The sequence below is a fragment of the Nitrospina sp. P1_D6 genome (assembly GCF_052156615.1).
Taxonomy (GTDB): Bacteria; Nitrospinota; Nitrospinia; order Nitrospinales; family Nitrospinaceae; genus Nitrospina.
On sequence record NZ_JBQKUN010000001.1, the window covers coordinates 457536 to 482751 of the forward strand.

The following is a 25216-nucleotide window of genomic DNA, read 5'->3' on the forward strand; positions in this document are numbered from 1 at the left end:
TCAACCTGATCGAGGCTTATGAAGGACGACGTCAAAAGCACCAATACGAAACATGAGACCGCCACCATCGGCGGCATTCACCTGACCCTCAGCCCCGCTGACGACAGCGAGGTCACATGGATCGGACAGGAAGAGATCCTGCGCCAGATTCTTGCCTGCTGGTTGGTGGTGGCGGAAAAGGACCTGCCGCTTTCACCGCGCATCATCGGCATGCCGGGGATCGGCAAGACCACGCTGTGCATGGTGGCCGCGCACAAACGGAACCAGCCTCTTTACATTTTCCAATGCACCAGCGACACGCGTCCCGAAGACCTGCTGGTCACTCCCGTTCTGGCGGAGAACGGCCGTATCTCATACCACGCGTCGCCCCTGGTCACGGCCATGATCCAGGGCGGCATCTGCATACTGGACGAAGGCAATCGCATGAACGAGAAAAGCTGGGCCTCGCTCGCACCGCTTCTCGATCACCGGCGTTACGTCGAATCCATCATCGCAGGCATCCAGATCAAGGCGCACCCGGAGTTCCGGGCCTGCGTCACCATGAACAACGACGAATCTACTTTCGAGATTCCCGACTACATCCTGTCGCGCCTGCAGCCGACCCTGCAATTGCAAATGCCGTCGCAGGAAGACGAGATGGCCATCCTGCAATACCACCTGCCCTTCGCCGAACAGGACCTGTTGGACCTGACCGTGCAGTTCCTGCAACGGTCCCATCAGCTGGACCTCGACTTTTCACCACGCGATGGCATTCACATTCTCCAATATGCAATCAAGCGCTTGAGGCAGGATCAGGATCATCCGCTTTCAAAGGACGCCATCTGGAGCGAGGCGGTGGAGAAGGTGCTGGGCGAGGAAGCGCTCAATCTCGACCAGCTGGCGGAACGCAAAAGCCGCGCGCTGGGCAACGATCGCCTGCCAATGGGCCTGGGCGATTTCTTCTTCGGCGACGACAATCCCCTGCATCCCGACATAGACCGTTGAGGATTATTTAAAATGACCGCTCCGGCTCCCGCCACGGAAAACGTGTTTGCCCTGGGTGAACGCATTCAGGTCCTTCCGGTCGTGCACGGAAGCGGTCACTTCACCCGCGAAGTACGGCAACGGTTGCTGGCATCCGGGTGCGACTGCCTCGCCGTGTGCCTGCCGACGGAATACGAGTCCACGGTGCTACGCGGACTCGATCTGCTTCCTGCTGTCACCATCAGTTGCGTTGAAGAGGAAGACGGCACTGTCACCTACGTTCCCGTCGATCCATCGCAACCCGTCATCATGGCGCTGCGCATCGCACGGCAGGAAAACATTCCCTGCGAGTTCATCGACCTGAATGTGCAAAACTACCAGCCGCGCAAAATGGATTTCCCGGACACCGCCGCGCTTCAAGGGATGTCGATGGAAAAGTTCGCCGTCAGCATGCTTCCCTTTCTGCAGAAACCGGAAGAGAACAGGCAGGCGGACCTGCGTTGCCGCTGGATGGCGCACCAGCTCCACCGACTGGAGATCGAACGCAAAAAAGTGCTTTTTATCTGTTCCATTCTCGACTGGCCGTGGATCAAGCAGGCATACGACGAACGTGCGCCCTACCCCAAACCGGAAAAATCACCGCAGTCGCCGACGCTGTACAGTGTGCATCCGGACACTCTGTTTTTCGCTCTCAGCGAGTTTCCGTACATCACCTACCTGTATGAACACCGGCGGCAGACCATGCGTTCGGACAAAAACGTCGCCATCGACGGGGTGAAGGAAATCCTGATCCGCGCGCGGGAGCGCTATCTGCAGAAACACAAGGTGCGTTACCACAACCTGACCCAGCAAAGTTTCCAGATATTTCTACAATACGTGCGCAACCTCACGTTGATGGAGCACCGCCTGACGCCAGACCTCTACACGCTGGCAATGGCGGCGAAACAGATCGGCGGCGATCCATTCGCCATTGCCCTGGTCGAGGCGGCGCGGGAATACCCTTATCAGGAGGGAACAGACGAGCTCGACACAGTGGCACTGGGAGTCGACCAGGCCACGTTCGGCGACGACGGTCCGGTAACCATGAAGAACCGCCTTTCGGAAACGGCCCAGGTTTGGCGCACGTTGAACCTCAAACCGGAACCGGACAAACTGAAGAAACAGGACTACCGTTACCGGTGGAATCCCTACGGCCAGTGCTCGTGGCCGCCGGAAGACGAGAAGATCGAAAACCTCAACTCGCACATCCGCGAACAGACCCGTCACCTGCTGGCGCACGACCTGGCGCGCACCGAAAAATTCACCACCTCGGTGAAGGACGGCATCGATCTGCGCGACACGCTCCGCAACTGGCACACAGGTGATATTTACGTGAAAGAAATTCCACCTTCCCGCGGCAACGTGGAGGTGGTGGTGATGCTGTTCGAGATGGAACCGCAACCGGACCGTTATGACTGGCGGCAGACCTGGTACGCCGAGCACGAGAACGAATCGACGCTGTGCTTCTTCGCCACCAACTACATGGACAATCTGATCGGTCCGGGTATCGGAGAGGCGACCTATGGTGGATGCATGCTGATTTATCCGCCGCGGCCCATCCCCAACGTCTGGGAGGACCCGCGTTTTTCAATGGGAGAGACGTTGGAGGAGAGACTGCTGGAAGCGGCGTTGTTTCATTCCCAGGAACGGCACGTGGCGGTGGTCTCGCCGGGCACTCCGCCCGCTTCGTGGAGACGCATGGCGCGTCACTACAAAAAGCGCCTCATCCACCTGCCACTCAAACGCCTGTCGGTGCAGACCGTTGAACGCGTGCGCCGTTTCCATGTGTTGAATGGAAAACACATCCGTTCCTACGCCACCCGCTTCATTCAGGAACTGTGAAGCGGCGCGGACGCCCAAGTCCGCATATGGTACGCACAATCCCAGAACATCCATTCCAACTGCGTTGATTTGAGAAACGCCTCCATCATCGCTTCGCGGGTGGATGCATTCACCCCTTTCGCAACGCGGTCGGTGAGGTCGATGGCCTGATCCACCACGGCGCTGAACTCCGGGCTCGAATACATGTCGATCCAGTTCTGGTAGGTGTTGTTGGGTTTGGCGTTTTTATGAATGTGCAGTCCCACCTCGCGGTAAATCCAGAAGCAGGGAAGAAGCGCCGCGATGCCGACTTCATAGCTGTCGTGCATTGCGGTGGACAGCAGGAATTTCGTGTAGGTGAAGCACCCCGGTTCCCGTTCGGCATCGAGTATTATTTTGAAGAAGTCGAAATAAAATTGATGCAATGACCGCTCGGCAACGATCGCGCCTTTCGAGAAATCGAGGAGGAGCACGATGTCGTCAGGCGTCGGGGCTTTCGATGCGGCGATGGCCAGGGCGCGGGCGAAGTCTTCCAGGTACAGCGAATCCTGTTTCATGTAAAACTGGAAGCGTTCTTCATTAAGCGTGCCCTCCCCCAACTCTTTATTGAAAGGATGATCGAGGATGTCCCGGTATATGCCGGTTATGGAAGCCCAGGCGTCTTGGGTGAATGACATGGGGTCTCCTTCAGGTTAAAGCTGCGAATTCCACAATTTAAAAAAATGCGCTACCGGTCCCTTGCCGTGACCCAGCCGGTACCGTGCCCCTTCTTCCAGTGCACTGGAGATATATTCCTTGGCGTGACGCACGGCGTCGCCCAAAGACTCTCCCCGCGCCAGGCACGCCGCAATGGCCGATGAAAACGTGCACCCGGTGCCGTGAACGTTGTGCGTGCCCACGTGCTTGTGGTTCAACCATTGAACGGTTTCGTTTGCATCCGCGTTGAAAAGGAAACAGTCGTTATTGTCCGTCGTCACCGGCGGGCCGCCCTTCACAACCACGGCTTTGGGACCCATCTGCACCAGTCGGCGCGCGGCCTGCTCCATATCGTCACCGGTGTCGATTCCAACCTCCAGCAACGTTTCGGCCTCCCTGAGGTTTGGTGTCAGTACCGTGGCCAGTGGGAGCAGTTCCGACTTCAACGCCGCGACCGCCTCTTCGCGGATCAGGCGGTCTCCGCTTTTGGCGAACATGACAGGGTCGAGCACCACATTTTTCACATTGAACTGTTTCAGCCCTTTAGCAACCTCATGAATGGTGTCGGGATTGTGCAGCATGCCGATCTTCACCGCGTCGGCGCCAATGTCCCCCAGCACTGCATCCAACTGCTGGCGCACGAACTCGGCGGGCACATCGTGAATGCCGGTGACGCCCTGAGTGTTCTGCGCCGTAAGCGCCGTGAGAACGGACATGCCGTAACAGCCGAGCGCCGAAAACGTTTTGAGGTCGGCCTGAATGCCCGCCCCGCCGCCGCTGTCCGACCCGGCGATGGTGAGCGCGCGAATGTATTGGGAAGAATCCGGTTTCATGATGTTAATCGAATATCCATTCAGAAAACGAGAGCGATGTTCTCGATAAACCGCACCACGCCCGTTCATGGGGTCCCTATTGTGCTCGAAAATGCCTGCCCGCGCAATCCATTTATGGCTTGAGTTTGCCCCATAAATATTTGATAATAAAACCCTTAACGGGTCATTGGGAAGCATGGACGCGCTTTGCGAAAGGCTTCCCGGGCCTTCCCTCGTGACTTCAAACCTTCCTGTGCATGGATAAAAACGAAAAAGTCAGCCGGGCGGCAGGCACGGTGGGTGGTATGACCCTGGCTTCCCGGCTGTTCGGGTTTCTGCGTGACGTGGTCATCGGCTGGAGTTTCGGTGCGTCGGCCGCGGCGGATGCTTTCTTCGTCGCCTTTCGCATTCCCAACATTCAACGCCGCATTCTGGGAGAAGGCGCGGTGAGCGCCGCCATGATTCCCGTTTACGGGGAGTACGTCAATACGCGGAGCAAAGAAGACACCCGGCGCTTCGCCTCCAACCTGTTTAACATCCAGACCGTGGTGCTGGTGCTGGTCACCCTCGGCATCATTGCCCTCGCCCCGTTCGTCATCACCATCTTCGCGCCGGGGTTCCTCGATGAACCCGGCAAGTTCGAGCTCACCGTTTCCCTCACCCGCTGGATGGGACCGTTTCTGATCTTCATCGGGCTCAGCGCCTTCTGCATGGGCCTGCTCAACACGCACGGCAATTTCGCCCTGCCCGCCGTCGCGCCGGTGATCCTGAACATCGGCATGATCGTCGGGGCGCTGTTCATCTCGCCATACATGGAACAACCGATCATGGGCCTCGCGCTGGGCGTGCTCCTCGGTGCATTCCTGCAGTTGATGGTGCAGTTGCCGCGTACCTTCCAAAGCGGGCTGAAACTGTCGGCGGTGCTCGACTGGAAAGACCCCGGCATCATCAAAGTGGCTAAGCTGCTCGGACCCGCCATCATCGCGTTTGGTGTGTATGAAGTGAGCCTGTTGATCGAGACCCTGCTGGCGTCGCTGTTGCCGGGCGGTTCGATCTCTTACCTCTATTACGCCAACCGGCTGGTGCAGTTGCCGCTGGGCGTGTTCGGTGTGGCGCTCGGCATCGCCATCCTGCCGACCCTGACCGAACAGGCGTCGAAGCAGGAGTTCACCGAGCTGCGCGGCACGTTGAACTTCGGCATTCGCTGGATTTTGTTCATCACCATACCCGCGACGGTGGGACTCGCGGTACTCAGTTTTCCCATCATCCAGACCCTGTGGGAGCGTGGCGAGTTCATCCGCGCCACCACCGAAGGCACGCAGTATGCGCTCATCTTCTACGCCGTCGGCCTGTGCGCTTTCTGCGGCATGAAAATTCTGGTCTCTGCCTTCTACTCGTTGCAGGACACGAAAACCCCGATGCGCATCGGCATCTACACCATGATTTTAAACGTAGGGCTGGCGGTGGCACTGATGGGTCCGTTGAAACACGGTGGGCTGGCACTGGCGACGTCGCTGTCCTCCATCGCCAACGCGGCCGTGCTGGTGTACCTGCTCAAAAAAAGGCTGGGGCGGCTGGGCGGACGCAAGATCGTCGCCTCCATCCTGCGTTTCTCGTTCGCCTCGACGCTGATGGGCGTGGCCGTGTATTACCTCAACGCCTGGCTGTTCGTGCCCACCGACAGCCTGATCGTGCGGCTGACTGTGCTGGTGGGTGAAGTGCTCTTCGGGGCGGCGCTCTATGCGGGTATCGCCTCGGCGATGAAAATCGAGGAATGGCATTTCCTGGTGAAGCTCGTCAAAACCCGAAAGGCGGCGAAAGCCCGGCCCGACACCCTGCCTGAAGACCTGCCCTGACACCTTGCCCTTGTATTGCCCGATTCTTTCCCTATAATGTGGCCTCCACGAAACCTAAAAAGGAGTTTACAATGCTGGCCTGCCTGGACCTGGAAGGGGTGCTGATCCCGGAAATCTGGATTGCGTTTGCCGAGAAAACCGGCATCGAGAAACTGCGCCTCACCACCCGCGACATCCCCGACTACGACGAGTTGATGCAGGGTCGCCTGAAAATCCTCGACGAAAACAACCTGAAGCTGGACGACATCCAGAGCGTGATCGGTACGCTGAAACCTCTGGACGGGGCTAAGGAGTTCCTGGACTGGCTGAAGTCCGAGTTCCAGGTGATCATCCTCTCCGATACCTTTTACCAGTTCGCCGGGCCCCTGATGGCTCAACTGGATTACCCCACCCTGTTCTGCCACGAGCTTGTGGTGGAGGACGATGGACGCATCGCCGATTACCGGCTGCGCCAGCCCGATGGCAAGACCAAGGCTGTAGCCGCGCTCAAAAACCTGAACTTCAAGGTCATCGCTTCCGGTGACTCGTACAATGACACGGGGATGTTGAAAGAAGCACACGCCGGGATTTTCTTCAAACCGCCGGAGAGCATCACTCACGAGTTTCCGCAGTTTCCTGTGACCCACACGTTCGAGGAATTGAAGAAGGCGTTCATTGAAACACGTGCACGCCTCAATCAGGGGTGTTGATGCGGGTCACTCGACGCGGGCGGAAAGCAGGTCGGTGGAAATCCATCCTGCTTTTCCGTTAAAATCCACTTTGCTCCAGTCGTCGTTCTTTTCCGTGACAACGATTTTCTCACCTTTCGTCACCACGGTGATGACGCCGCTGTCGGTATTGGGCTGCTCGCGCACATTGGCGCGGTCCACGCGCACGTAGTGGATGATTTTGAGATCGGCATCCTGCGGCCGGTCCTCTGGTGCAACCACCTCTTCCCCGCCTTCGGGGATGTCGTTGTTCCAGGACACCCCGGCCTTGAGAGCGATGATACCGCCGAACACAAGCAGGATGAGGGCAATGGCCACCACCGCTTTGGACAGAGGCAGGCCTCCTTCCGGTATCGCAGGCGGCGGCGTGGGCGGTTTGCAATTCGGGCAGAAAACCGCATTCGGCGGCAGGGGTTTCTGGCAGACCACGCAGTATTCGGTGATGTTCGCCTGGTTTTCTTCCATTGCTTTCAGCGACGGGTCTGGTTGCTCTCCAGCTTGTAGATTGCCGTGTACTTTTCCTGAAGGTAGGTGATGAACGGTTCCGGACTGAAGGGTTTTCCCGTCACCTGCTTGAGCAGGGTGTCTGTATCGTAGAGCTTGCCCTTGGAGTGAATGTTGCGATTCAGCCAGTCTTTGATCACCCGAAAGTTGCCATTTCGGACATGGTCGCGAATATCCGGCACCTCACGTTCGAGCGCCCTGTAGAACTGGCAGGCCATCATCGCCCCCAGTGTATATGACGGGAAATAACCGAACGCCCCGCCGCTCCAGTGCACATCCTGAAGCACACCTTCACGGTCGGTGGGCGGACGTATGCCGAGGTACGCTTCCATCTTGTCGTTCCAGATCCCAGGCAGGTCCTTCACCGACATCGAGCCGTCGAAAAGCCCTCTTTCAATTTCATACCGCAGGATCACATGCATGGGATACGTCACCTCGTCGGCTTCGACGCGGATGAACGACGGCTGGCTCACATTGATGGCCTCGTACGCGGTATGCGGATCGACACCACGAAACGATTCCGGAAACGTTTCAGCCAGCAGGCCGCAGTAACGGTCGATGAACGCCTCCTGCTGGGCGATCATGCGCTCCCAGAAAAGGGATTGCGATTCGTGCACTCCGGTGGTCAACGCTTCAGACACCGGCAGGGCCTTCTGGTCCTGCATACGGCCCTGCTCGTAAAGCGCATGACCCGTTTCATGAACCGCGGCGTAGAGCGATTCGATGAAATTGTCCTCACGGTAGCGGGTGGTGATTCGCACGTCCGTGCAATCGCCGCCGCCACAGAATGGGTGGACAGAGACATCGACCCGGCCATTGTCAAAATTGAAGCCCATGTCACGGATCACCTGCTGGCCGAGTTCCTTCTGCTTTTCGACGGGAAATGTGCCCTGTAAAAACGACGTGTCCGGCTTGTAGGCACTGTCCTGGATCGCGGCAATGAGTGGTACCAGTTCCCCTTTGAGCCGTTCAAAAATGGGGTCGATGCGTTCCATGGTGAAACCCCGCTCGAACACATCGATGTTCACGTCGTATGCCGGACTATGGGGGTCGATGCACTTCGCCCACTCCTTTTTAAGCTCAACCATTTTCTCGAGAAGTGGGGCGAATTCTTCAAATTTATTATTTTCACGGGCTTTTACCCAGACGTGATGACCCCGGGATCCCAACTCTGCCAACTCCTGCACCAGTTGACGCGGGATTTTGACTTGCTGGTCGTATTCGCGGCGGGTTTCGCGAAGATTGCAGAGTTCGATCTCGTTGAGACCCTCCTGCGGTGTGGCTTCCAGTTGCTCCAGCCATTCCCCGATTTCCGCTGAGGTGAATTTGTCGTGGGCGAGGCCCGCCAGTGTAGCGAGTTGCTGGGCACGGGAGTCCCCACCTCCCGCAGGCATGATGACTTCCTGGTCCCAGTGCAGGATGCCCATGACACTGTGGAGGTCATGAATTTCTTTCAAACGCGCTACTAATTGCCGGTAAACTTCCTGTGATGTCGCTGTCTTATTTTTCGCCATAGTTCGGCTACCCTACCACATTCAAAATATTTTATTAAATTTCTAATTTTAGAATTATAACAAGTCCTCCCTCTGAGACCGACTTGTGAATTCCCTTAAAGAAACCGGATTCTCCACCCACGCCTGTTCGATATTTTTGAAAGGATCGAGGAGCAATCATAAGTGGCTTCCTGCCACGCTGCCATTTCATTTTCGTTAAGTACCCCCTAAGAAATGGAAGTATGTCCGGAGGGTTCCCAGCTCCAGGCATAATTCCGACTGGTAGAAACCCATTCGGTCCAGGGGACAAAGCGTCCGAACGTCCATTGGTAACAAAAATATTAAATGTTAAAAGTCTGATGGTCCCAGGGGCCCACCGCACATCAATCCATGTTTATTTGAGACACCAGGACACCACTATAGGTTTAATTTAACAGGCTTTTTTCCGTTTTTGATAGAATTCGCCTTTCCGGTTAATTCGTTGACAATTCAATGAGTTAATCATAATATTGATAATAATTCTCATTTTAATTTTTTTAGATATGCGGACACTCCGGAATTGTATCGAAACCCTTTTTCTCTCCTGATTTGATGAAAAAACGAACTTCGGACCACAAAAAGAATTTCTGCCTTCTTTCATGGACCCTTTATGGCCTACTCCTTGCGGCTTTGATTTTTCCCGCCACCGGGCTGGCACAGGCGGACACCGCCGCGGTGCAATCCAAAATCAAAAAAGTCATCATGATGATGAACATCGTGGACAAGGAGTATACGGAAGGCATCGCCAATGGTCAGGTGATCAATGCCGCTGAGTACGAGGAGAGCAAGGTGTTCCTTGACCAGGCATTCGAGCGGTTTCAATCCGTTTCCGATAAGGCCGCTTCACCCCAGGGGGCGAAAGAAATTGTGACGCAATACCGTTCCCTTAAGCAGGACATCCAGGATAAGAAGGATCCGGCGCAGATTCGTTCCCAGGTACAGACGATCAACTCCGGACTGGTACGTGAGTTTGCAATTCAAATCAGCCAGACCCCTGCCGAACCGGTCGATCTGGCCCGCGGTCAGGAAATCTACATGAGCAACTGCCGCGTCTGTCACGGGGTGACGGGAAAAGGCGACGGACCGGTGGCACACCAGCTGGAACCCAGACCCGCCGTACTTGCGGATCCGGCAATCACTGGCGACCAGGAAACCGTTGCTTACGACAATTTTCAGATCATCAATGTCGGCATCGCCAATACCGCCATGGTGGGCTGGGCGGATCAACTTTCCGAACAGGATATCTGGAACGTCACCTACTTCATCCGCACCTTTTCCAACGACAACGTCAATCTGCCGCTGTTAGCCGCAGGCACCGGATCCGGTTCCACAGGAGGCTCCGATCAATATCTCAAAACGTTTGAATCGGTGGAGAAGCTGGTCGAGTCGAGCTGGAAAACGTTCAAGGAAGGTGATGCCAAGTTTGCCTCCGAGCAGGCTTTCGATGCCTACATGACTTACGAAAAAATAGAAGGGGCGCTGGTCACCAAGGATAAGGAGCTGGGACTGCGACTGGAATCAGCGTTTGGACGTTTGCAGGCTGAAATGAAACGCAATGCTCCACGCGACCTTGTAGAAAACCTGGTGAAGGATATAAAGGCGGGGCTCGCCGAAGGCAAAGCGGAGATGACTCAGGACATCGGTTTCACCGGCCTGTTCATTCAGTCGTTTTCCATCATTGTGCGGGAAGGCTTTGAGGCCATCCTCATCATCGCCGCACTCATCACTTTCCTTGTGCGTTCGCGCAACCAGGACAAATTGAAAACCATTTATGTCGGGGTGGGCATCGGCATTGTCGGCAGCTTTATCACCTATTACATTCTGCAGGAAATCCTGAAAATCAGCATGGCCAGCCAGGAGCTTCTGGAGGGCTGGATCATGCTCATTGCCGTGGTGGTTCTGTTTTATGTCAGTTACTGGCTGATCTCGAAAATAGAAACTGCCAAATGGCAAAAATACATCACCCATAAAATGCAGGACGCCGTGAGCACCGGCAGCGCCTGGACGCTGGGGGTGGTGGCGTTCCTCTCCGTGTACCGCGAAGGTTTTGAAACAGTCCTGTTCTACAAAGCCCTGTATATGTACGCCGGGGAAACCACGGGGGGCATCGTTCCGGGGTTTCTTGCCGGATGTGCAGTACTGGCGGTGGTGTTTTTCTTGATCAACAAACTGGGGGTGCGCGTGCCAATCAAGTGGTTCTTCGGCGTGACCAGCGTATTCCTGTATTTCATGGCCTTCGTGTTCATGGGCAAGGGACTGCATGAATTACAGATGGGCGGACAGCTTTCAGCCACCCCGGCGGAGTTTGCGCCAGAAATCTCGGTTCTCGGCATGTATCCCACATGGGAGACCTTCATCGGTCAGATGATCCTGCTCCTCGCTTTCGTCGGTGCGATCGTGTACACCTTCATCATCAAGCAGGAGAAGGCCGCCCGCGAACTGAAAACCAGCACCAACCAATTGCAGAAAAACATCACCAGCGTGCACGATCTGGTCGAGCACATCTCCCATCATGCCAAACGGTGCGAGATTTTCCTGAAAGACACGCGGGACCAGGATTTGAAGGAACTTTCCCAGCATCTCAAGGAGATCGATGAAAAAGTCCATGAATTGTTCGACCAGGTAAAATACTTTGAGAATCAGTTGCAGGACGAATACGATCGGATTTCCCAGCCCATCGGTGCCAAGGAGAAGGGACTGCATTGAGATTTCAGTCATTCAAAACCTCGCGTAATTTCCATAAGTGGACGGGGTTCGTCTGCGCCATTTTTTTTCTGATGCTGGCTGTGAGCGGCATCCTGCTAATGCATCGCGACAGCCTGGAACTGGACAAGATCGAAATCCAGGCCAGGTACCTGCCCGACAAATATTTCAAAATGATCGGCGAAGGGTTTGCCCTGCAAACGCTGGCCCTGAACCCTAAAAACCCTTCCATCATGTTCGTCGGCACGCAAAACGGATTGTTCCGTTCCAGGGACCGCGGAGGCAGTTGGGCGCAACTGCACGAAGGCATGCGCAATCAGAATGTGAGAGCGATCGCCATTCATCCCATCATGCCGCAGCTTGTTTTTGCCGCCACCGAGCGGGGCATTTACGTATCCGAAACCGGCGGGGATTTCTGGGGCGGGTGGATTGAAGAATCGTCCGGGCTGCGCAACATCGACGTGCGTGACCTGAAATTCGACCCCAACGATCCCGAAGTGCTGTACGCAGCCACCGCAGACGGCGTATACAAATCCAATGACGAAGGGGACATGTGGCAGGCATCCTTCAAGCCTGAGAAGAAAGACGGCAGGGAGAGCGTGCGGTTCATTCACTTCTCGTCGAAGGGAAAAACAATTTACATCGGCACCGATTCCGGCATCTTCCGAAGTCAGAACAAAGGGGAAACCTGGACACGCCAATGGGACACCGCCCTGCCCTCTCGTTTGAAATCGCTGGTCTCGCTGGACACCGAGCCGGAATTCCTTTACGCCGGGTTCGAAACCGGGCTGTACAAATCCTTCAACCACGGGATTCACTGGATTCATGACAGCAACCTGAATACCGCCTTCGTGCATGGTTTGTTTGTGAACCCCCGGCAGACCACGGTGTTGTATGCTGCCACGCGGGAAAGCCTGTACCGTTCCGCCGATGGAGGCGACCACTGGCAGGTCCAGTCGATTGACGGCGACGATGAAATCGGTCTCGACTTCATCAGCATACAGTTTCCATCGGATATGAAAACACCGATGATGCTGGCGGCAAGCCGCACGCAGGTGCTGTTGTCTCTGGACGGGGGCAAAAACTGGAAAAGCACCGGCCTCGCTGAAATTCTGAGTGAAAAAACGGGCACGCACCTCACCATGGACCTGGTGAAGCTGCTCACCGAAATTCACACGGGACGTTTCTTTGGCGATCTGGTTTTTGTCCTGGTGGATGTGTCCACGGTGGGTTTGATCCTTCTCATTTTTTCGGGCATCTCACTTTCCCTTTACCGGAGGAAGGTATCGAAATCGAAAAAACTGAAGGAACGGTTGAAGGAGGAAGCGCAGGAGGTGCCGGTGGATGCGATCCTCGACATTCAGGAGACCGCGGACGACCTTTCCCAGGAAAGCCACCAGATTCACGACATGATCGAGCACATCAATTCCCACCTGGCCAAGTGCCGAACCATCTACATGTCCCGGGAAAAAAAGGAAATCGAGAAGATCGGTCAACACATCGTCGCCATCGACAAAAAGATGCACCACCTGATGGAACGCATTGAGGAAATTGACAAGCTGTCCCAGAGCTGATGTGGGCGGGGAAACCGGACGGCCTCAGTGGATGAAATTCTTGTCGCGGTTGGGGTCGCTCAGGTAACTCAGGTCTCGATGCAGGTCCATTTTCTTGAATTCGTCCCAGTTGTCCCGGAAAAGATTGAACCCGACAAAGTCCAGCGCCTGCATGAGTTCGAGATCATGGATCTTGCGCTCACCCACCTCGGCCTGCGCCTCCCGGATCACCTCTTCCAAGCCCTCACAGATTTTTGCAAACAGCTCTTCGTCTTCCCAGTTCGAAGCATGCTTTAAAAAATCAAAGCTCATGGGTGTCCTCCAATAACGGGTGAATTCAGTTACCTGAATCAATTTTATTCAAAAATGCAGTCACTTCAAACAAAATTTCTTTCAAATCGTTCTCGATCGCCGCATGGTCATTTTCAACCATTCTTTTCGTTGAAAAAACCGAGGCTCCCACGGCCACCGCAGCGGCTCCATTTTCGAAAAATTGACTGACATTGGATGCGCGAACGCCCCCCACCGCCATCAGTTGAATGTCATCGAACGGCCCTGTGATCTCGCGAAAATACTGGGGGCCCACGATCGAGGAGGGAAATACCTTGACCATGAAGGCACCCGACTCCCAGGCAGAGTGAATTTCCGTGGGGGTGAATGCGCCGGGAAAATGCGGGATTTCCTGTTCCCGGCAAAAACGGGCCACATCGGCAGAAGCGGTTGGACTGACCAGAAACCGCGCCCCGGCAGAGAGGGCGGTCTCGGCTTCAGGTTGAGTGAGCACCGTGCCTGCCCCCAGGCACAAACGATCCGAAAACCCCTGATCGGCCAGTTTGATAAGCGATACCGCACCGGGCGTGTTCAGGGTGATTTCAATGAATTCGACTCCTGAACGGACCACCGCTTCCAACACACCGGGAAGCTGGCTTTCCGTGATTCCCCGAATGATTCCCAACACCGGTTTTCGGGCAAACCGCTCCGGATCAAACACCTTGCCGGGCATGGTTCACACGTTGGATTCGTTGATCAGCTTTTCGTAAAACTCGAGAAAATCGTCCCGTTTGTCGGAATTCAACAGCGCCATGGCAAAGCGCGGATGCACGTCCAGCACACCGGTAATCATATAAGGGATGTAGTAGCCCCATTCGATCTGCTGGCTGATCTTGACGAAATCGGAACCGATGACTTCGAGGATGGGTCGAAGATCGAATTTCGGGTTTTTGAGGAAGCCCAGCAACAACTCCAGCGGACAGTTGCCGGCGGCCCGGCCGATGCCGTAAATCGTTCCATCAAGATAATTGACGTTGTTGATGATGGCCTCAATGGTGTTGGCGAACGCCAGTTGCTGGTTGTTGTGGGCGTGGATACCGATTTCCTTGCTCGGACAGAGACTTTTGTATTTTTTGGCAAGGTAGGCGATCTGCTCGGAATACAGCGCACCGAAACTGTCCACCAGATAAATCACGCGGGTGGAGCATTCCTTTTCCAACTGTTCCAGGGCCTCATCCAGTTCACGTTCGCGGGCGTGGGATACGGCCATGATGTTGATTGTCGTTTCGTATCCCTTGCCTTCCAGGTGGTTGACCAGATCGATGGCCTTGTCGATGTCCTTGACGTAGCTCGCCACCCGCATCATATCGAGGTAGCTTTCCCCCTTGGGAACGATGGATTCCGGGTCAACACGACCGATGTCCACCATGGCGGAAAGTTTGGCTTTCTTTTCAATGCCATCAACGACGGCCTCCAGGTCCTTTTCCGTACAGAATTTCATGGGACCGTATTCGTTGCGGTTGAACTGGTTTTCATCGGCTTTGTAACCCAGTTCGATATAATCCACCCCTGCTTCGTTGGCGGCCTGGTACACCTTGCGAACCAGTTCGTTGCTGAATTGATGATTGTTCATCAATCCGCCATCACGAATGGTGCAATCGAGAACTTTAATTTCAGGACGATACATGCCAGACTCACTCCGGTAACAAAATCAGACCAGTGGGTCCGATGAATTGATAGTTGGTTTAAAACTAATTGAATTTGCAGATTATATTTTTCTACCCCGGCCCAGTCAATCAGATTATCCAAAAAGTTGGGGGGAACCCGGTATTTTTGATTTTTCTTGAACATGCGGTCTAAATACCTGTTTAATAGAGGGCCTCGGGCCAGACAACGGCCCTGAATGAATAACTTCTTAAAATTCAGGGGGATAATATGAATTACTGGCTGGTCAAGCAGGAACCTTCCGCTTACAGCTGGGAGCAGTTTGTCAAAGATGGCGGGACCTTCTGGGACGGAGTGCGCAATTACCAGGCCCGGAACAATTTGCAGGCCATGAAAAAAGGCGACCTGGTCCTCTTCTACCACAGTGTTGTGGGGAAGGAAATCATGGGTATCGCCAAAGTGACCAAAGAAGCCTACCCAGACCCCACTTCGGACGATTCCAACTGGGTTGTGGTGGATCTCAAGCCGGCCAAAGCATTCAACAAACCCGTCACACTGGAGGAAATCAAAGCCAGTTCAAAATTAAAAGACATCGCACTCATCAAACAATCCCGACTCTCGGTAATGCCTCTCAAAGAGGTGGAATTCAAAACCCTTCTTAAAATGGGTGACACCCCTTATTCCGGCGCTTGATCCGTCCTCTGTTCCCCTAAGTAAAAAGGGCGTTGACTTGCGGGGTGGGCTGGGATTTAATTACTTACATTCTGGAGCTTTGTCCACCGCAGTCCGGGCAAGATGAAGAGGTGCCTGCCATCAAACCGGGGTCTCAATACATGCTCCACACCTTTTTAAAATCCGCCACCCTCGTGGTTTGCCTGACATTGCTCCTTCCGGCTGAAGGCAGCACTGTGGAGGACAAGGTCGCCGCCTGCCTCTCACACGTCACGCCCCTTCAGAAAAAAAAGGAGTTTGTCATCGACCTCGGGGGAATGTGGTCCCTGTTCGAGCGGTCTCCCGATTTGAGAATGGAATCCAGCCAGGCGGTACAGTTGGAATCCAAGATCAACGAATTGATCTTTATCAGCAATTACCTCTGCCAGACACTGGACGGGGTGCCGCCCAACGACCTGGCTAAATACGTCACCAACAACATCGAGGAAAAAGGCAAGAATGTATTCCGGAAAGAACTCCGGGTCCTCGGAATCAGCCACGGAGAAATCGACGAATGGTTTGCATTTGCGGATTTCTCCTATAAACATCTGAGCCGAAAACTCATTTTGAAATCCGTAAAAGAATCCATCCACCGTGCAGGGGATTATCTGCTTCGATACAAGGAGCTCGCCATCCAAATCGACCAGGCCCCGCGCAAAGATCATTTGCAACAGGCCGCCAGATTGAAGGATGAGATCGACAAACTGGAAATCGATGACGCCAACCTCTCCCTCGGGTTGTGGGAGATCCACCAGGTGCCGCGATGGGATATTGACGGCAGCGTCGGCGGTTCCTGATCCTCGCATACACAAAGCCAATCCGAAACAATCGAAACCAAAGGAGAGCCATGGGAAACTATCTCGTTATAGGTGGAACCGGTGTCATGGGGCAGGCCGCTATCGAAGCAGTGCGGGAGACACAAGGCAAGGACGCCCGCATCATAGCAAACTGGTTTGGAAAGGAAGACACCGGAATTCAGATCGAAGGTGCCGATGAAACGGTGTTTGGAGATATCACCGACCCCCAGTGCCGTCAAAAACTGAAGGAGCTGGGAGGGGGAAGATACGAATACCTTTTTTATGCCACTGCATTGGGAGCCGTTGGTTTCGCCATCCGTGAAACCACACCGGAGCAGATTAAGGAGTCCAACCGTGTTTCTTTCGATCCCATGGTGGCTCTCGAGCAGGAAATGGACATCGGCACCGTGGTGAGCTACTCCACTTTTTACACCACCCGGCACCAACTCGGGAGTTACGGGGCCATGGGGTATTCCAAGGAAGCGCTGGAGAAATGGACGTTCGAGCCGGGCAAATCCAAACGCGCCTGCATCCGGGCCGGGCTGTTCGAATCATCCTCTTCCCGTGGCATCAAATTGCTATTACGGAAAACCGCAAAGGACCTGAGTAAGCTGAGAGACCCCCTGATCCGTGGATACTTCGAGGGCGTGAGCACCAAGGATGGCGTGGATAATTACCTGAATGGAATCATGCAGGAAGAAAAAGAGTTGTTCGGCGACAGCCCCACCCGGCCGGAGAATCTGAAAGCGGCTCACCTGGAATTGTTCAAGGCTTCTCCACCGGTATTCGTTAATGTATGCGGGGCCAAAATCTGGCTCACTCACGAGCCTCTGCTGTTGCAGAAACACATGTAAAAAGAAAAACCCGCGCCTTGGCGCGGGCCTTTCCTTTCATATCCAATCTTGGATGAGACGCGGGGAGCGGGCCCTCAAACAGCCCGGAGAGAAATCCCTCCCCTATTTTTTTTTCGGAACATACCATCCGGTGCGCATGTAGGAGTCGTTCATCTTGACATGTTCATCAAGGCTTTCCACATCCTTGGACCGGGTTTCCGGCTCGTGTTCCTTATCGAATTTTTTGAGAACGCTTTCCCTGGTTTTGTCAGACAAAAGCGTCGCCCGTTTGGTCCGCACCCGTCCGGATTTGCGTTTGCGGATTTCTTTAAGCCTTTTTGCCTCGTCACGCGACATTCCGCCTATAACCATTTATCTTCAAAGCCTCTAAAGGAATTAAGAGTGTGTTAGACTAAAGCCTTATGCACAATATTTTACCAGAAACCCATGCCTGTCGATAACTTAAAAGAACTCCTGCAAAATCCGGAAACACCGCCGGAACACCTGCTTGAAACGGTCAACGAGATTGACCATTTCGAGATTGCGCGGCTGTTGCACCAGTTGACGGATGAAGAAAAAGTCAAAATTTTTCAACTACTTGACGATGACATCAAAAAGCAGGAGGTGCTTTACGAAACGGATACGGAAAGCCGCGGTATTTTAATTGAGGAATTGGGCCACGAAAACATGGCGCAGTTCCTGGAGGCCATGCCGAAGGACGAGGCGGTCGATATTCTCCAGGAGGCGGGACCCGAGGTCCAGGAAAAGATCCTGGAGCAGATGGTACCCGACGAGGCCCAGACTCTCAAAAACCTGCTCAGCTATAAAGAAGAAACCGCCGGTGGCCTGATGAGCCCCAATTTCAACCAGGTCCTTCCCCACGAACTTGCCGGTGACATTCTGATGAATTTCCTGCGTCACAACAAACAGGAGTACGGCACCAACTTTTACGTGGTGAATGATTCCCGCGAATTGATGGGGACGTTCACCCTGCGGGACCTTCTGAACGCGCCTCCCAAAGCCATGGCCACCGACATCGTCTGGGAACACACGCCTCACGTGAACCTCGATGACTCCTGCGAAATGGTCGCCAACGAGATGGATCATGAACACATCAGCACCATCCCCGTAGTGGATGAGCAAAACGTCCTGCACGGTATCATTAGCTTTGACGACGTATTGCGCGGCCTTAAGAATATGGCAAGCGAAGACATCTACACCATGGTTGGCGCCTCAGCCAAAGTCGATGCGTTTGCGCAGACCACCCGATCCAAACTTGCGGCCAGGGCCCCCTGGCTGCTGACCACTTTTGTCGGCGGTATGGTGAGCGCCTACATCCTGAAGATGTTCGAGTTCACGCTGAACGAATTTTCAATGGTCCTGTTTTTTATTCCGTTTGTGCTGGGGCTGGCGGGGAATGTGGGGCTGCAGGGGGCAACGGTGATCGTCCGTGGACTGGCTACGGGTGATATCCAGGACGACAACCTGAAAAGCGTTATTCGCAGTGAAGTGAAAGTCGGAATGTGCCACGGGCTGATCTTCGGGATGGTATGTGGCTTGATCATAATGACCATTGCCAAAACCTTCCTTGGCTCCAACCCCATGCTCGGGCTCACCGTGGGCCTGGGAATCGTACTGGCGGTTTCCATGGCCGCCTTCATCGGGTCGCTGACGCCATGGGTTTTTAAAAAGCTGGATATCGACCCCGCCATCAGCACCGGACCGGTAGTGACCACAATCAACGATATAGCCGGGCTGTTCATCTATCTCATGACCACTTCCCTGCTCTTTTCTCTGATTTAAACCGGTTCCGGGCTAATCCTATTCACCCTCTTCTTCCTCGATTTCAATGATTGGGGTGTCTACTTCCACGTACTCCCCTTCACCTACATAAATTTCTTTAATGGTTCCGGTATATTCAGATATCAGGGTAAAATAACCCTCGGCGACGATTTCCGCTACAGGCATTCCCTTCTTGATGGTATCGCCAATGTCCACCAGGAATTCATCAACTTTGCCTGAAGTCATCGTCGGATACATAGCGGCCATGGTGATGTAAGCCATTTCGGTCCTCCTGTTGTATCATGCACGCATTGATTTATTAATGGGAGCAATGCAAGTATAATGAATGCAGATTCAAACCAAGCAAACGGGATATGGATAAAATCAAACTGAAAGTGGGAGACCACCTGTACGAACCGCTGTCGCGTAATAACGGTGAAGTCCGAGAGATTATTAGCCATCCGGACGGCAAGCTGGTACGCGTCCGTTGGCGGGTCGACGACTTCCCTCCTCACGACACAGAGCACTTTCACAAGAAACTGCTTAGAAGCATCCGCAACGGGGAAATCCAGTACCGGTCTGTGGAAAACCCCTGACCTGCCAAATCTGCGTTAGAAGTTCCCTACTGACGGTAAACCGTGTGCGAAGGGCGGCCTGCCAGAATATTTTCCTTCCCCCAGTTGACCACACCTGCAAACTTGTCACTGTTCAGAAATGCATTGTAGGCATCTTCGGAATTCCAGTCGGAGACGATCAGGTACTGTTGGGGATCGTTTACATCCTTATATAAAGATGTCTTGGTGTGCCCATCCATTTCAGCCATTACCTTGAGGACATTATTGAATGCATTTTCAAATGTTTCTTCTTTGCCGTTGATCACTTTGTAATTCATGCCAACCGTTACCATATCATCCCCCAAAAGTTTTAAGATCGGTAAAAAACAAATCTAATTTCAAGAATTCACGAGGCCCGCACAATACTCAACATCCGGGCCTGGTCCTTTAAATACACATCCCTCAACGGAAGCATTTTTCATGCCCCACTTTCCTTGAATTCAGGGTTCAGGTGCTCCAGTGCATTACGCGCAGCGGCCTGCTCCGCTTCTTTTTTACTCCGTCCGGTTCCCCGTCCCTGTTCTTCACCATTGGTCCGCACAACCACCTCGAATTGCTTTTCGTGGTCCGGCCCGGTTTCTTTAACCACTTTATAAAACGGGATGCAGTTGAGGGTATTCTGCGAGAAGTGCTGGAGTTCGCTTTTGAAGTCCCGGAAACGGCTCGTTTTGGCGTATTGCGCGATTTCTTTTTTTAACCTGGGAAGGAATACGTCATAAGCAGTTTCCAGGTTACTGTCGAAATAGACGGCCCCCGCCACGGCCTCAAACGCATTTGCCAGAATAGAATTCTTATCCCGCCCCCCGGTGAGATCTTCTCCCCGGCCGAGTAGAAGATAATCCCCCAGACAGATATCACGTGCCAGGCCTGCAAGGCAGGCTTCGTTGACCACCGCCGCACGTATCTTGGAAAGCAGACCTTCTGAAAAGTCCTGGAAAGTTTTCACCATGTAATGGCTGACCACGACATCCAGAACAGAGTCCCCCATGAACTCAAACCGCTCATTGTTCTTAATGGCTTCGGATTTTTCGTTGACGTAGGATTTGTGGGTGAGGGCTTTGTTTAAGAGCAGGATATCCTTAAAAGTGTACCCCAGATTCTTCTGGAGTTGTGCCAGCTCATCGATTCGTTCCTTCGACAGCATGAGGCTAACCGTGTTTCATCAGTCCGTCGGTTGTTTGAAAATCACCACACCGTTGGTTCCGCCGAAGCCGAAGGAGTTTGAAAGAGCCGCCCGGACTTTGGTTTCCCGAGCGGTGTTGGGAACATAATCGAGATCGCAATCCGGATCCGGCGTTGTGTAATTGATAGTGGGTGGAATGACACCATGGTGCATGGCCAGCACGCTGTAGATCGCTTCCACCCCGCCCGCAGCTCCAAGCAGATGCCCGGTCATGGATTTGGTGGAACTGACCTGCAATTTATACGCGTGGTCCTTGAATACCGATTTGATCGCGGTCGTTTCAGTGAAATCCGCTCCCGTGGAGGTACCGTGAGCATTGATGTAATCCACCTCTTCCGGATTCATCTTTGCATCCTCCAATGCCAACTCCATGCATTTGGCGGCACCTTCTCCATCTTTCGAAGGCGCGGTCATATGATACGCATCGCTGTTGAGGGCGTATCCGGCAACTTCGGCATAAATTCGGGCACCGCGTTTCTTTGCGGATTCCATTTCTTCAAGAATCAACACACCACATCCTTCACCCATGACAAACCCGTCGCGGTCCTTATCGAACGGACGGCTCGCTCCCTGGGGGTCATCATTTCGTGTCGACAGCGCCTTGGCTGCGGCAAACCCGCCGATGGCGAGGGGAGTGACGACCGACTCCGAACCGCCTGCGATCATGGCGTCGACCACCCCGTCGCGAATCATCTTGAACGCGTCGCCAATGGCATGCGTTCCGCTGGCGCAGGCCGTCACCACACAGGTATTGGGTCCCTTTGTGCCAAAGATGATGGAAATCTGACCCGATGCCATATTGGGAATGAGCATCGGAATAAAGAACGGCGTGATTTTTCGAACTCCCTTGTTCTGATAGACCTCGTGGTATTTCTCGATGGCTGGAAGACCGCCCAGACCGACGCCGATCAATGTGCCGACACGGTCCGCGTTGGCTTCGGTGATTTCGAGGCCGGAGTCTTTCAGCGCAAACCGGCAGCAGGCGACCGCATAATGGATAAACGTATCCATCTTTTTGATCTCTTTGGGTTCGATGTGGTCCGCAGGATCGAAACCCTCCACCTCTCCGGCAATGCGCACTGGGAAATCCTGGGCGTTGAACCGGGTGATGTAGTCGATGCCGGATTTCCCCCGACAGACCGCATCCCAGTTGGCATCAACGCCGATTCCCAGCGGAGACAGCATTCCAAGGCCTGTAACAACAACACGACGGGTCATATCAAAAGGGAGTTAGTTGGTGTGGTTGTTGATATAATCGATGGCGTTTTGTACCGTGGCGATTTTCTCGGCTTCCTCATCCGGGATTTCAATGTCGAACGCTTCCTCGAACGCCATAACCAGTTCCACCGTATCCAGTGAGTCCGCACCGAGGTCATCGATAAAAGATGCGGAGCTATTCACCTGATTTTCATCCACATTCAGTTGTTCTACGATAATTTCCTTTACCTTTTGTTCTACTGACATATTTTGAGACTCCTCAAAGATGTTACATTAACATCCCACCATTAACATTGATGACCTGACCGGTGATATAACGAGCCCGGTCGGATACAAGGAACGCAACACTGTCCGCAATATCCTGCGGCTGGCCGAGACGCGCCATGGGGATCTGCCCGATCAACTGCTCGCGCACATCCTCTTTCAACTGGCGTGTCATATCGGTATCGATGAAACCCGGCGCAATGGCATTGACGCGGATACCCCGGCTCGCCACTTCGCGGGCAGTGGTTTTGGTCAACCCGATCAGGCCGGCTTTGGATGCGGAATAATTGGCCTGTCCCAGATTACCCATCACCCCGACGATGGACGCGACATTGACAATCGCCCCGTCCTTTTGTTTGATCATTTGTTTGACTGCCTGCTGAGTGCAGAGGAAAGAGCCCTTGAGGTTGATGGAAAGAACCAGATCCCAGTCCTCCTCTTTCATGCGCATCAACAACCCATCGCGGGTGATCCCGGCGTTGTTGACCAAAATATCCAACAGTTTAAATTCTTTGGAGATAGAGTCAAAAACTTTTTGAACCTCTTCAGCGGAAGCCACATTGAGCCCTGCGGCGGAAGCGGATCCACCGTTTTTGCAGATAGTTTCGGCGGCCTGTTCGGCGCCGTCCTTGTTGACATCCGCCAGCACCACATGGGCCCCCATATTGGCAAGCATCTCACCGACCACCTGACCGATTCCGCGCGCGCCACCGGTGACCAGCGCCACCTTGTCTTTGAGTTCCATATCCATTCCGTTTGAAAGTTATTTCAATTCGGCCACGGTTTTGGCCAGCGACTCCTCATCACCCACCTGGTAACAGCGGATGTCCTTGCTGAACCGCTTCATGAGACCGGAAAGGACTTTGCCCGATCCCAGCTCCACCACCGCCTCGACTCCCTGGTCGATCATGCACTGCATGGTCTCGGTCCAGCGGACGGGGGAACAGACCTGCTTGAACAGAAGTTCCCGGGCCTTGTCGCCCGAATTATTTGGAACCGCTTCCACGTTGGTTATGACCGGAATGCTTGCATCCTTGAATTCAATTTTTTCCATCTCCGCTTTCAGGCGCATTGCCGCGGGTTCCATCAACTTGCAGTGAAAAGGCGCACTGACGGGCAGGATCACGACTTTTTTCGCACCCTGTTCGCGCGCCTTCTCCGAGACGGCCTCCACCGGTTCTTTATGACCGGCAATGACGATTTGCTCCGGACTGTTGAGGTTTGCAGGTTGAACGATGGCATCCTCTGAGGACGCTGAAAGGCAGAGTTGCTGGACCTGTTCGGCGGACAACCCGATAATCGCCGCCATGGCGCCGACCCCTACAGGAACCGCTTCCTGCATGAAGCGCCCACGTTGGCGGACGAGATGCACGGCATCCCCAAAACGGAGAGTACCGGCACACACCAGGGCAGAAAATTCACCCAGGCTGTGGCCAGCCGCCAGCACGGAATTAATACCATGATCGCGGAGCCGTTTCAAGGCAATTATACTGTGGATTAAAAGCGCAGGCTGTGTATTTTCAGTGAGTTTCAGTTTATCTTCGGGACCCTCAAAACATACCTGGCTGATGGGGTCACCCAGGATTTCATCGGCTTCCTCAAACATGCGGCGGCATTCGGGATCGGAATCAAAAAAATTTTTCCCCATGCCAACAAACTGGGAGCCCTGCCCCGGAAACAAGAACGCGGTCTTTACCATTTGATCACCACCGATCCCCACGTCAACCCGGCCCCCAGAACCGTGAGCAGAGTGACACTGCCCACAGGTGTGAATCCGGCTTCCCGTGCCTCATGCAGGGCGATGGGAATGGAAGCGGAACCCGTGTTGCCGTATTTGTGAATATTTACGAAGACTTTTTCCAATGGCGCTTCAAGCTTGTCCGCTACAGCTTCTATGATCCGCTGGTTGGCCTGGTGCGGAACGACAAGTGCAACGTCTTCGTTGGACAGGCCGTTGTGGGCAAGGGCCTCCCGCGAAACTTCACTCATTCGCTTGACCGCAACCTTGAAAGTGGATTGCCCGGACATTTTCAGGCAATAAAGCTTGTCGTCGATACCCTGATAGGTAAACGAAGTTTTACCAATGCCCCCTGGAACGATCAACAAGTCCGACTGCGTGCCGTCGGAATAAATATGAGAGGACAGGATACCGCAGGGTTCGGGCTTTTCAGTTCGGCGGAGAATGGCGGCACCTGCGCCGTCACCGAACAACACGCAGGTGGTGCGGTCGGTCCAGTCCATGACCCGCGAATTGACTTCCGTTCCGATGACGAGGATATTTTCATAGCGGCCGCTTTTGATGTACTGCTCGGCAATGGAAAGTCCGAAAACGAAACCGGAACAGACTGCGGCAATATCGTAGGCTGCGGCTTTTTTCGCGCCGAGTTCTTTCTGCACGAAGCAGGCAGTGGCGGGGTAAATGACATCCGGCGTCGAGGTGCAGACGATGATCATATCGAGATCGCCCGCCTCCATTCCGGCATTCTTCAGTGCCATCATCGAGGCGGCGATGCCCATGGTGGAGGCGGATTCGTCCTTCCTGGCGATGCGCCTCTCCACGATACCGGTGCGGGTGCGAATCCATTCGTCGGAGGTGTCTAAATTCTTTTCAAGATCGAAGTTGGTGACGACATTGTCCGGAACGTACATTCCCGTCCCGACTAACTCTGCATTAAAGGGTGATCGTGCTTTCA

Annotated in this window: 27 protein-coding genes; 11 read left to right on the forward strand and 16 right to left on the reverse strand. The window is 54.1% G+C overall.

Translation table 11 applies throughout. The features are described 5' to 3' along the window. Window positions 1-18 precede the first annotated feature (18 nt). The gene (locus ACTRXA_RS02130) at window positions 19-984 is read left to right on the forward strand and encodes an AAA family ATPase (RefSeq protein ID WP_442425555.1); all 966 of its coding nucleotides are present in this window, start codon (window positions 19-21) and stop codon (window positions 982-984) included. A 12-nt stretch (window positions 985-996) separates the two neighbouring features. Next, window positions 997-2844 (forward strand): hypothetical protein, encoded by a 1848-nt coding sequence (locus ACTRXA_RS02135; protein WP_442425556.1) that lies wholly within the window; start codon window positions 997-999, stop codon window positions 2842-2844. Here the strand turns inward: ACTRXA_RS02135 and tenA are convergent. Continuing rightward, a complete protein-coding gene (gene tenA, locus ACTRXA_RS02140; protein ID WP_442425557.1) occupies window positions 2832-3500 on the reverse strand; it encodes a thiaminase II in 669 nt (222 codons plus the stop codon). The two genes, ACTRXA_RS02135 and tenA, sit on opposite strands and share 13 nt — an antisense overlap. 15 nt (window positions 3501-3515) lie before the next feature. Then, on the reverse strand, window positions 3516-4352 hold the full coding sequence (thiD, locus tag ACTRXA_RS02145) for a bifunctional hydroxymethylpyrimidine kinase/phosphomethylpyrimidine kinase (protein ID WP_442425558.1): 837 nt from the start codon (window positions 4350-4352) through the stop codon (window positions 3516-3518). A 236-nt stretch (window positions 4353-4588) separates the two neighbouring features. Between thiD and murJ the strand changes: the two genes are divergently transcribed. Together murJ and thrH are read left to right on the forward strand one after the other, a co-directional pair. Further along, a complete protein-coding gene (gene murJ, locus ACTRXA_RS02150) occupies window positions 4589-6187 on the forward strand; it encodes a murein biosynthesis integral membrane protein MurJ (protein WP_442425559.1) in 1599 nt (532 codons plus the stop codon). A gap of 71 nt (window positions 6188-6258) precedes the next feature. Next, the gene (thrH, locus tag ACTRXA_RS02155) at window positions 6259-6876 is read left to right on the forward strand and encodes a bifunctional phosphoserine phosphatase/homoserine phosphotransferase ThrH (RefSeq protein WP_442425560.1); all 618 of its coding nucleotides are present in this window, start codon (window positions 6259-6261) and stop codon (window positions 6874-6876) included. Window positions 6877-6882: 6 nt separating this feature from the next. Here thrH and ACTRXA_RS02160 read toward each other — a convergent pair whose 3' ends face one another. After that, window positions 6883-7359 carry an SH3 domain-containing protein gene (locus ACTRXA_RS02160; protein WP_442425561.1) on the reverse strand — a complete coding sequence of 159 codons (477 nt, stop codon included), beginning with the start codon at window positions 7357-7359 and terminating at the stop codon, window positions 6883-6885. Between the two features lie 5 nt (window positions 7360-7364). Then, on the reverse strand, window positions 7365-8912 hold the full coding sequence (locus tag ACTRXA_RS02165; protein WP_442425562.1) for a carboxypeptidase M32: 1548 nt from the start codon (window positions 8910-8912) through the stop codon (window positions 7365-7367). A 570-nt stretch (window positions 8913-9482) separates the two neighbouring features. On the opposite strand from ACTRXA_RS02165, the gene ACTRXA_RS02170 reads away from it, so the two are divergent. Both ACTRXA_RS02170 and ACTRXA_RS02175 read left to right on the forward strand, forming a co-directional pair. Continuing rightward, a complete protein-coding gene (locus ACTRXA_RS02170; protein ID WP_442425563.1) occupies window positions 9483-11636 on the forward strand; it encodes an FTR1 family protein in 2154 nt (717 codons plus the stop codon). Next, on the forward strand, window positions 11633-13207 hold the full coding sequence (locus tag ACTRXA_RS02175) for a YCF48-related protein (RefSeq protein WP_442425564.1): 1575 nt from the start codon (window positions 11633-11635) through the stop codon (window positions 13205-13207). Before ACTRXA_RS02170 ends, ACTRXA_RS02175 begins: the two co-directional genes overlap by 4 nt. Before the next feature lie 24 nt (window positions 13208-13231). Here ACTRXA_RS02175 and ACTRXA_RS02180 read toward each other — a convergent pair whose 3' ends face one another. From ACTRXA_RS02180 to ACTRXA_RS02190, 3 genes are read right to left on the reverse strand one after another with little or no spacing between them, the layout of a single operon-like run. Further along, the gene (locus ACTRXA_RS02180) at window positions 13232-13498 is read right to left on the reverse strand and encodes a hypothetical protein (RefSeq protein ID WP_442425565.1); all 267 of its coding nucleotides are present in this window, start codon (window positions 13496-13498) and stop codon (window positions 13232-13234) included. A gap of 25 nt (window positions 13499-13523) precedes the next feature. After that, window positions 13524-14189, reverse strand: coding sequence for a bifunctional 4-hydroxy-2-oxoglutarate aldolase/2-dehydro-3-deoxy-phosphogluconate aldolase (locus ACTRXA_RS02185; RefSeq protein WP_442425566.1), 666 nt, complete (start codon window positions 14187-14189; stop codon window positions 13524-13526). 3 nt (window positions 14190-14192) lie between these two features. Further along, window positions 14193-15143, reverse strand: coding sequence for an aldolase catalytic domain-containing protein (locus tag ACTRXA_RS02190; protein WP_442425567.1), 951 nt, complete (start codon window positions 15141-15143; stop codon window positions 14193-14195). Window positions 15144-15391: 248 nt separating this feature from the next. On the opposite strand from ACTRXA_RS02190, the gene ACTRXA_RS02195 reads away from it, so the two are divergent. The 3 genes from ACTRXA_RS02195 (at window position 15392) to ACTRXA_RS02205 (ending at window position 17483) form a co-directional block, all read left to right on the forward strand. After that, window positions 15392-15814, forward strand: a complete 423-nt coding sequence (locus tag ACTRXA_RS02195; protein WP_442425568.1) for an EVE domain-containing protein — start codon at window positions 15392-15394, stop codon at window positions 15812-15814. Window positions 15815-15924: 110 nt separating this feature from the next. Then, window positions 15925-16629: a hypothetical protein gene (locus tag ACTRXA_RS02200; RefSeq protein ID WP_442425569.1), complete on the forward strand. Its 705-nt coding sequence runs from the start codon at window positions 15925-15927 to the stop codon at window positions 16627-16629. 50 nt (window positions 16630-16679) lie between these two features. Further along, window positions 16680-17483: a hypothetical protein gene (locus ACTRXA_RS02205; RefSeq protein ID WP_442425570.1), complete on the forward strand. Its 804-nt coding sequence runs from the start codon at window positions 16680-16682 to the stop codon at window positions 17481-17483. A gap of 102 nt (window positions 17484-17585) precedes the next feature. On the opposite strand, the gene ACTRXA_RS02210 is transcribed toward ACTRXA_RS02205, so the two are convergent. Continuing rightward, window positions 17586-17834 carry a hypothetical protein gene (locus ACTRXA_RS02210; protein ID WP_442425571.1) on the reverse strand — a complete coding sequence of 83 codons (249 nt, stop codon included), beginning with the start codon at window positions 17832-17834 and terminating at the stop codon, window positions 17586-17588. 75 nt (window positions 17835-17909) lie between these two features. On the opposite strand from ACTRXA_RS02210, the gene mgtE reads away from it, so the two are divergent. Further along, window positions 17910-19265 (forward strand): magnesium transporter, encoded by a 1356-nt coding sequence (gene mgtE / locus ACTRXA_RS02215; protein ID WP_442425572.1) that lies wholly within the window; start codon window positions 17910-17912, stop codon window positions 19263-19265. 18 nt (window positions 19266-19283) lie between these two features. On the opposite strand, the gene ACTRXA_RS02220 is transcribed toward mgtE, so the two are convergent. After that, the gene (locus ACTRXA_RS02220) at window positions 19284-19526 is read right to left on the reverse strand and encodes a biotin/lipoyl-containing protein (RefSeq protein WP_005010551.1); all 243 of its coding nucleotides are present in this window, start codon (window positions 19524-19526) and stop codon (window positions 19284-19286) included. 92 nt (window positions 19527-19618) lie between these two features. On the opposite strand from ACTRXA_RS02220, the gene ACTRXA_RS02225 reads away from it, so the two are divergent. Next, window positions 19619-19840: a hypothetical protein gene (locus ACTRXA_RS02225; protein WP_442425573.1), complete on the forward strand. Its 222-nt coding sequence runs from the start codon at window positions 19619-19621 to the stop codon at window positions 19838-19840. Window positions 19841-19866: 26 nt separating this feature from the next. Here ACTRXA_RS02225 and ACTRXA_RS02230 read toward each other — a convergent pair whose 3' ends face one another. The 7 genes from ACTRXA_RS02230 to ACTRXA_RS02260 form a co-directional block, all read right to left on the reverse strand. Then, on the reverse strand, window positions 19867-20151 hold the full coding sequence (locus ACTRXA_RS02230; protein ID WP_442425574.1) for an antibiotic biosynthesis monooxygenase family protein: 285 nt from the start codon (window positions 20149-20151) through the stop codon (window positions 19867-19869). 125 nt (window positions 20152-20276) lie between these two features. Further along, the gene (gene rnc / locus ACTRXA_RS02235) at window positions 20277-21002 is read right to left on the reverse strand and encodes a ribonuclease III (protein ID WP_442425575.1); all 726 of its coding nucleotides are present in this window, start codon (window positions 21000-21002) and stop codon (window positions 20277-20279) included. An 18-nt stretch (window positions 21003-21020) separates the two neighbouring features. Next, window positions 21021-22259, reverse strand: a complete 1239-nt coding sequence (gene fabF, locus ACTRXA_RS02240; protein ID WP_442425576.1) for a beta-ketoacyl-ACP synthase II — start codon at window positions 22257-22259, stop codon at window positions 21021-21023. Between the two features lie 12 nt (window positions 22260-22271). Then, window positions 22272-22505, reverse strand: a complete 234-nt coding sequence (gene acpP / locus ACTRXA_RS02245) for an acyl carrier protein (protein ID WP_442425577.1) — start codon at window positions 22503-22505, stop codon at window positions 22272-22274. Window positions 22506-22527: 22 nt separating this feature from the next. After that, window positions 22528-23268: a 3-oxoacyl-[acyl-carrier-protein] reductase gene (gene fabG, locus ACTRXA_RS02250; RefSeq protein ID WP_442425578.1), complete on the reverse strand. Its 741-nt coding sequence runs from the start codon at window positions 23266-23268 to the stop codon at window positions 22528-22530. An 18-nt stretch (window positions 23269-23286) separates the two neighbouring features. Continuing rightward, window positions 23287-24222, reverse strand: a complete 936-nt coding sequence (gene fabD / locus ACTRXA_RS02255) for an ACP S-malonyltransferase (protein ID WP_442425579.1) — start codon at window positions 24220-24222, stop codon at window positions 23287-23289. After that, a complete protein-coding gene (locus ACTRXA_RS02260) occupies window positions 24216-25172 on the reverse strand; it encodes a beta-ketoacyl-ACP synthase III (RefSeq protein ID WP_442425580.1) in 957 nt (318 codons plus the stop codon). The genes fabD and ACTRXA_RS02260 overlap by 7 nt, the downstream gene beginning before the upstream one ends. Window positions 25173-25216: the final 44 nt, after the last annotated feature.

Bases quoted from the DNA above. Each gene is read 5' to 3' on its own strand.
- ACTRXA_RS02130 (WP_442425555.1), top strand. From the start codon at position 19: ATGAAGGACGACGTCAAAAGCACCAATACGAAACATGAGACCGCCACC.
- ACTRXA_RS02135 (WP_442425556.1), top strand. From the start codon at position 997: ATGACCGCTCCGGCTCCCGCCACGGAAAACGTGTTTGCCCTGGGTGAA.
- tenA (WP_442425557.1), bottom strand. From the start codon at position 3,500: ATGTCATTCACCCAAGACGCCTGGGCTTCCATAACCGGCATATACCGG.
- thiD (WP_442425558.1), bottom strand. From the start codon at position 4,352: ATGAAACCGGATTCTTCCCAATACATTCGCGCGCTCACCATCGCCGGG.
- murJ (WP_442425559.1), top strand. From the start codon at position 4,589: ATGGATAAAAACGAAAAAGTCAGCCGGGCGGCAGGCACGGTGGGTGGT.
- thrH (WP_442425560.1), top strand. From the start codon at position 6,259: ATGCTGGCCTGCCTGGACCTGGAAGGGGTGCTGATCCCGGAAATCTGG.
- ACTRXA_RS02160 (WP_442425561.1), bottom strand. From the start codon at position 7,359: ATGGAAGAAAACCAGGCGAACATCACCGAATACTGCGTGGTCTGCCAG.
- ACTRXA_RS02165 (WP_442425562.1), bottom strand. From the start codon at position 8,912: ATGGCGAAAAATAAGACAGCGACATCACAGGAAGTTTACCGGCAATTA.
- ACTRXA_RS02170 (WP_442425563.1), top strand. From the start codon at position 9,483: ATGAAAAAACGAACTTCGGACCACAAAAAGAATTTCTGCCTTCTTTCA.
- ACTRXA_RS02180 (WP_442425565.1), bottom strand. From the start codon at position 13,498: ATGAGCTTTGATTTTTTAAAGCATGCTTCGAACTGGGAAGACGAAGAG.
- ACTRXA_RS02185 (WP_442425566.1), bottom strand. From the start codon at position 14,189: ATGCCCGGCAAGGTGTTTGATCCGGAGCGGTTTGCCCGAAAACCGGTG.
- ACTRXA_RS02190 (WP_442425567.1), bottom strand. From the start codon at position 15,143: ATGTATCGTCCTGAAATTAAAGTTCTCGATTGCACCATTCGTGATGGC.
- ACTRXA_RS02195 (WP_442425568.1), top strand. From the start codon at position 15,392: ATGAATTACTGGCTGGTCAAGCAGGAACCTTCCGCTTACAGCTGGGAG.
- ACTRXA_RS02205 (WP_442425570.1), top strand. From the start codon at position 16,680: ATGGGAAACTATCTCGTTATAGGTGGAACCGGTGTCATGGGGCAGGCC.
- ACTRXA_RS02210 (WP_442425571.1), bottom strand. From the start codon at position 17,834: ATGGTTATAGGCGGAATGTCGCGTGACGAGGCAAAAAGGCTTAAAGAA.
- mgtE (WP_442425572.1), top strand. From the start codon at position 17,910: ATGCCTGTCGATAACTTAAAAGAACTCCTGCAAAATCCGGAAACACCG.
- ACTRXA_RS02220 (WP_005010551.1), bottom strand. From the start codon at position 19,526: ATGGCTTACATCACCATGGCCGCTATGTATCCGACGATGACTTCAGGC.
- ACTRXA_RS02225 (WP_442425573.1), top strand. From the start codon at position 19,619: ATGGATAAAATCAAACTGAAAGTGGGAGACCACCTGTACGAACCGCTG.
- ACTRXA_RS02230 (WP_442425574.1), bottom strand. From the start codon at position 20,151: ATGGTAACGGTTGGCATGAATTACAAAGTGATCAACGGCAAAGAAGAA.
- rnc (WP_442425575.1), bottom strand. From the start codon at position 21,002: ATGCTGTCGAAGGAACGAATCGATGAGCTGGCACAACTCCAGAAGAAT.
- fabF (WP_442425576.1), bottom strand. From the start codon at position 22,259: ATGACCCGTCGTGTTGTTGTTACAGGCCTTGGAATGCTGTCTCCGCTG.
- acpP (WP_442425577.1), bottom strand. From the start codon at position 22,505: ATGTCAGTAGAACAAAAGGTAAAGGAAATTATCGTAGAACAACTGAAT.
- fabG (WP_442425578.1), bottom strand. From the start codon at position 23,268: ATGGAACTCAAAGACAAGGTGGCGCTGGTCACCGGTGGCGCGCGCGGA.
- fabD (WP_442425579.1), bottom strand. From the start codon at position 24,222: ATGGTAAAGACCGCGTTCTTGTTTCCGGGGCAGGGCTCCCAGTTTGTT.
- ACTRXA_RS02260 (WP_442425580.1), bottom strand. From the start codon at position 25,172: ATGTACGTTCCGGACAATGTCGTCACCAACTTCGATCTTGAAAAGAAT.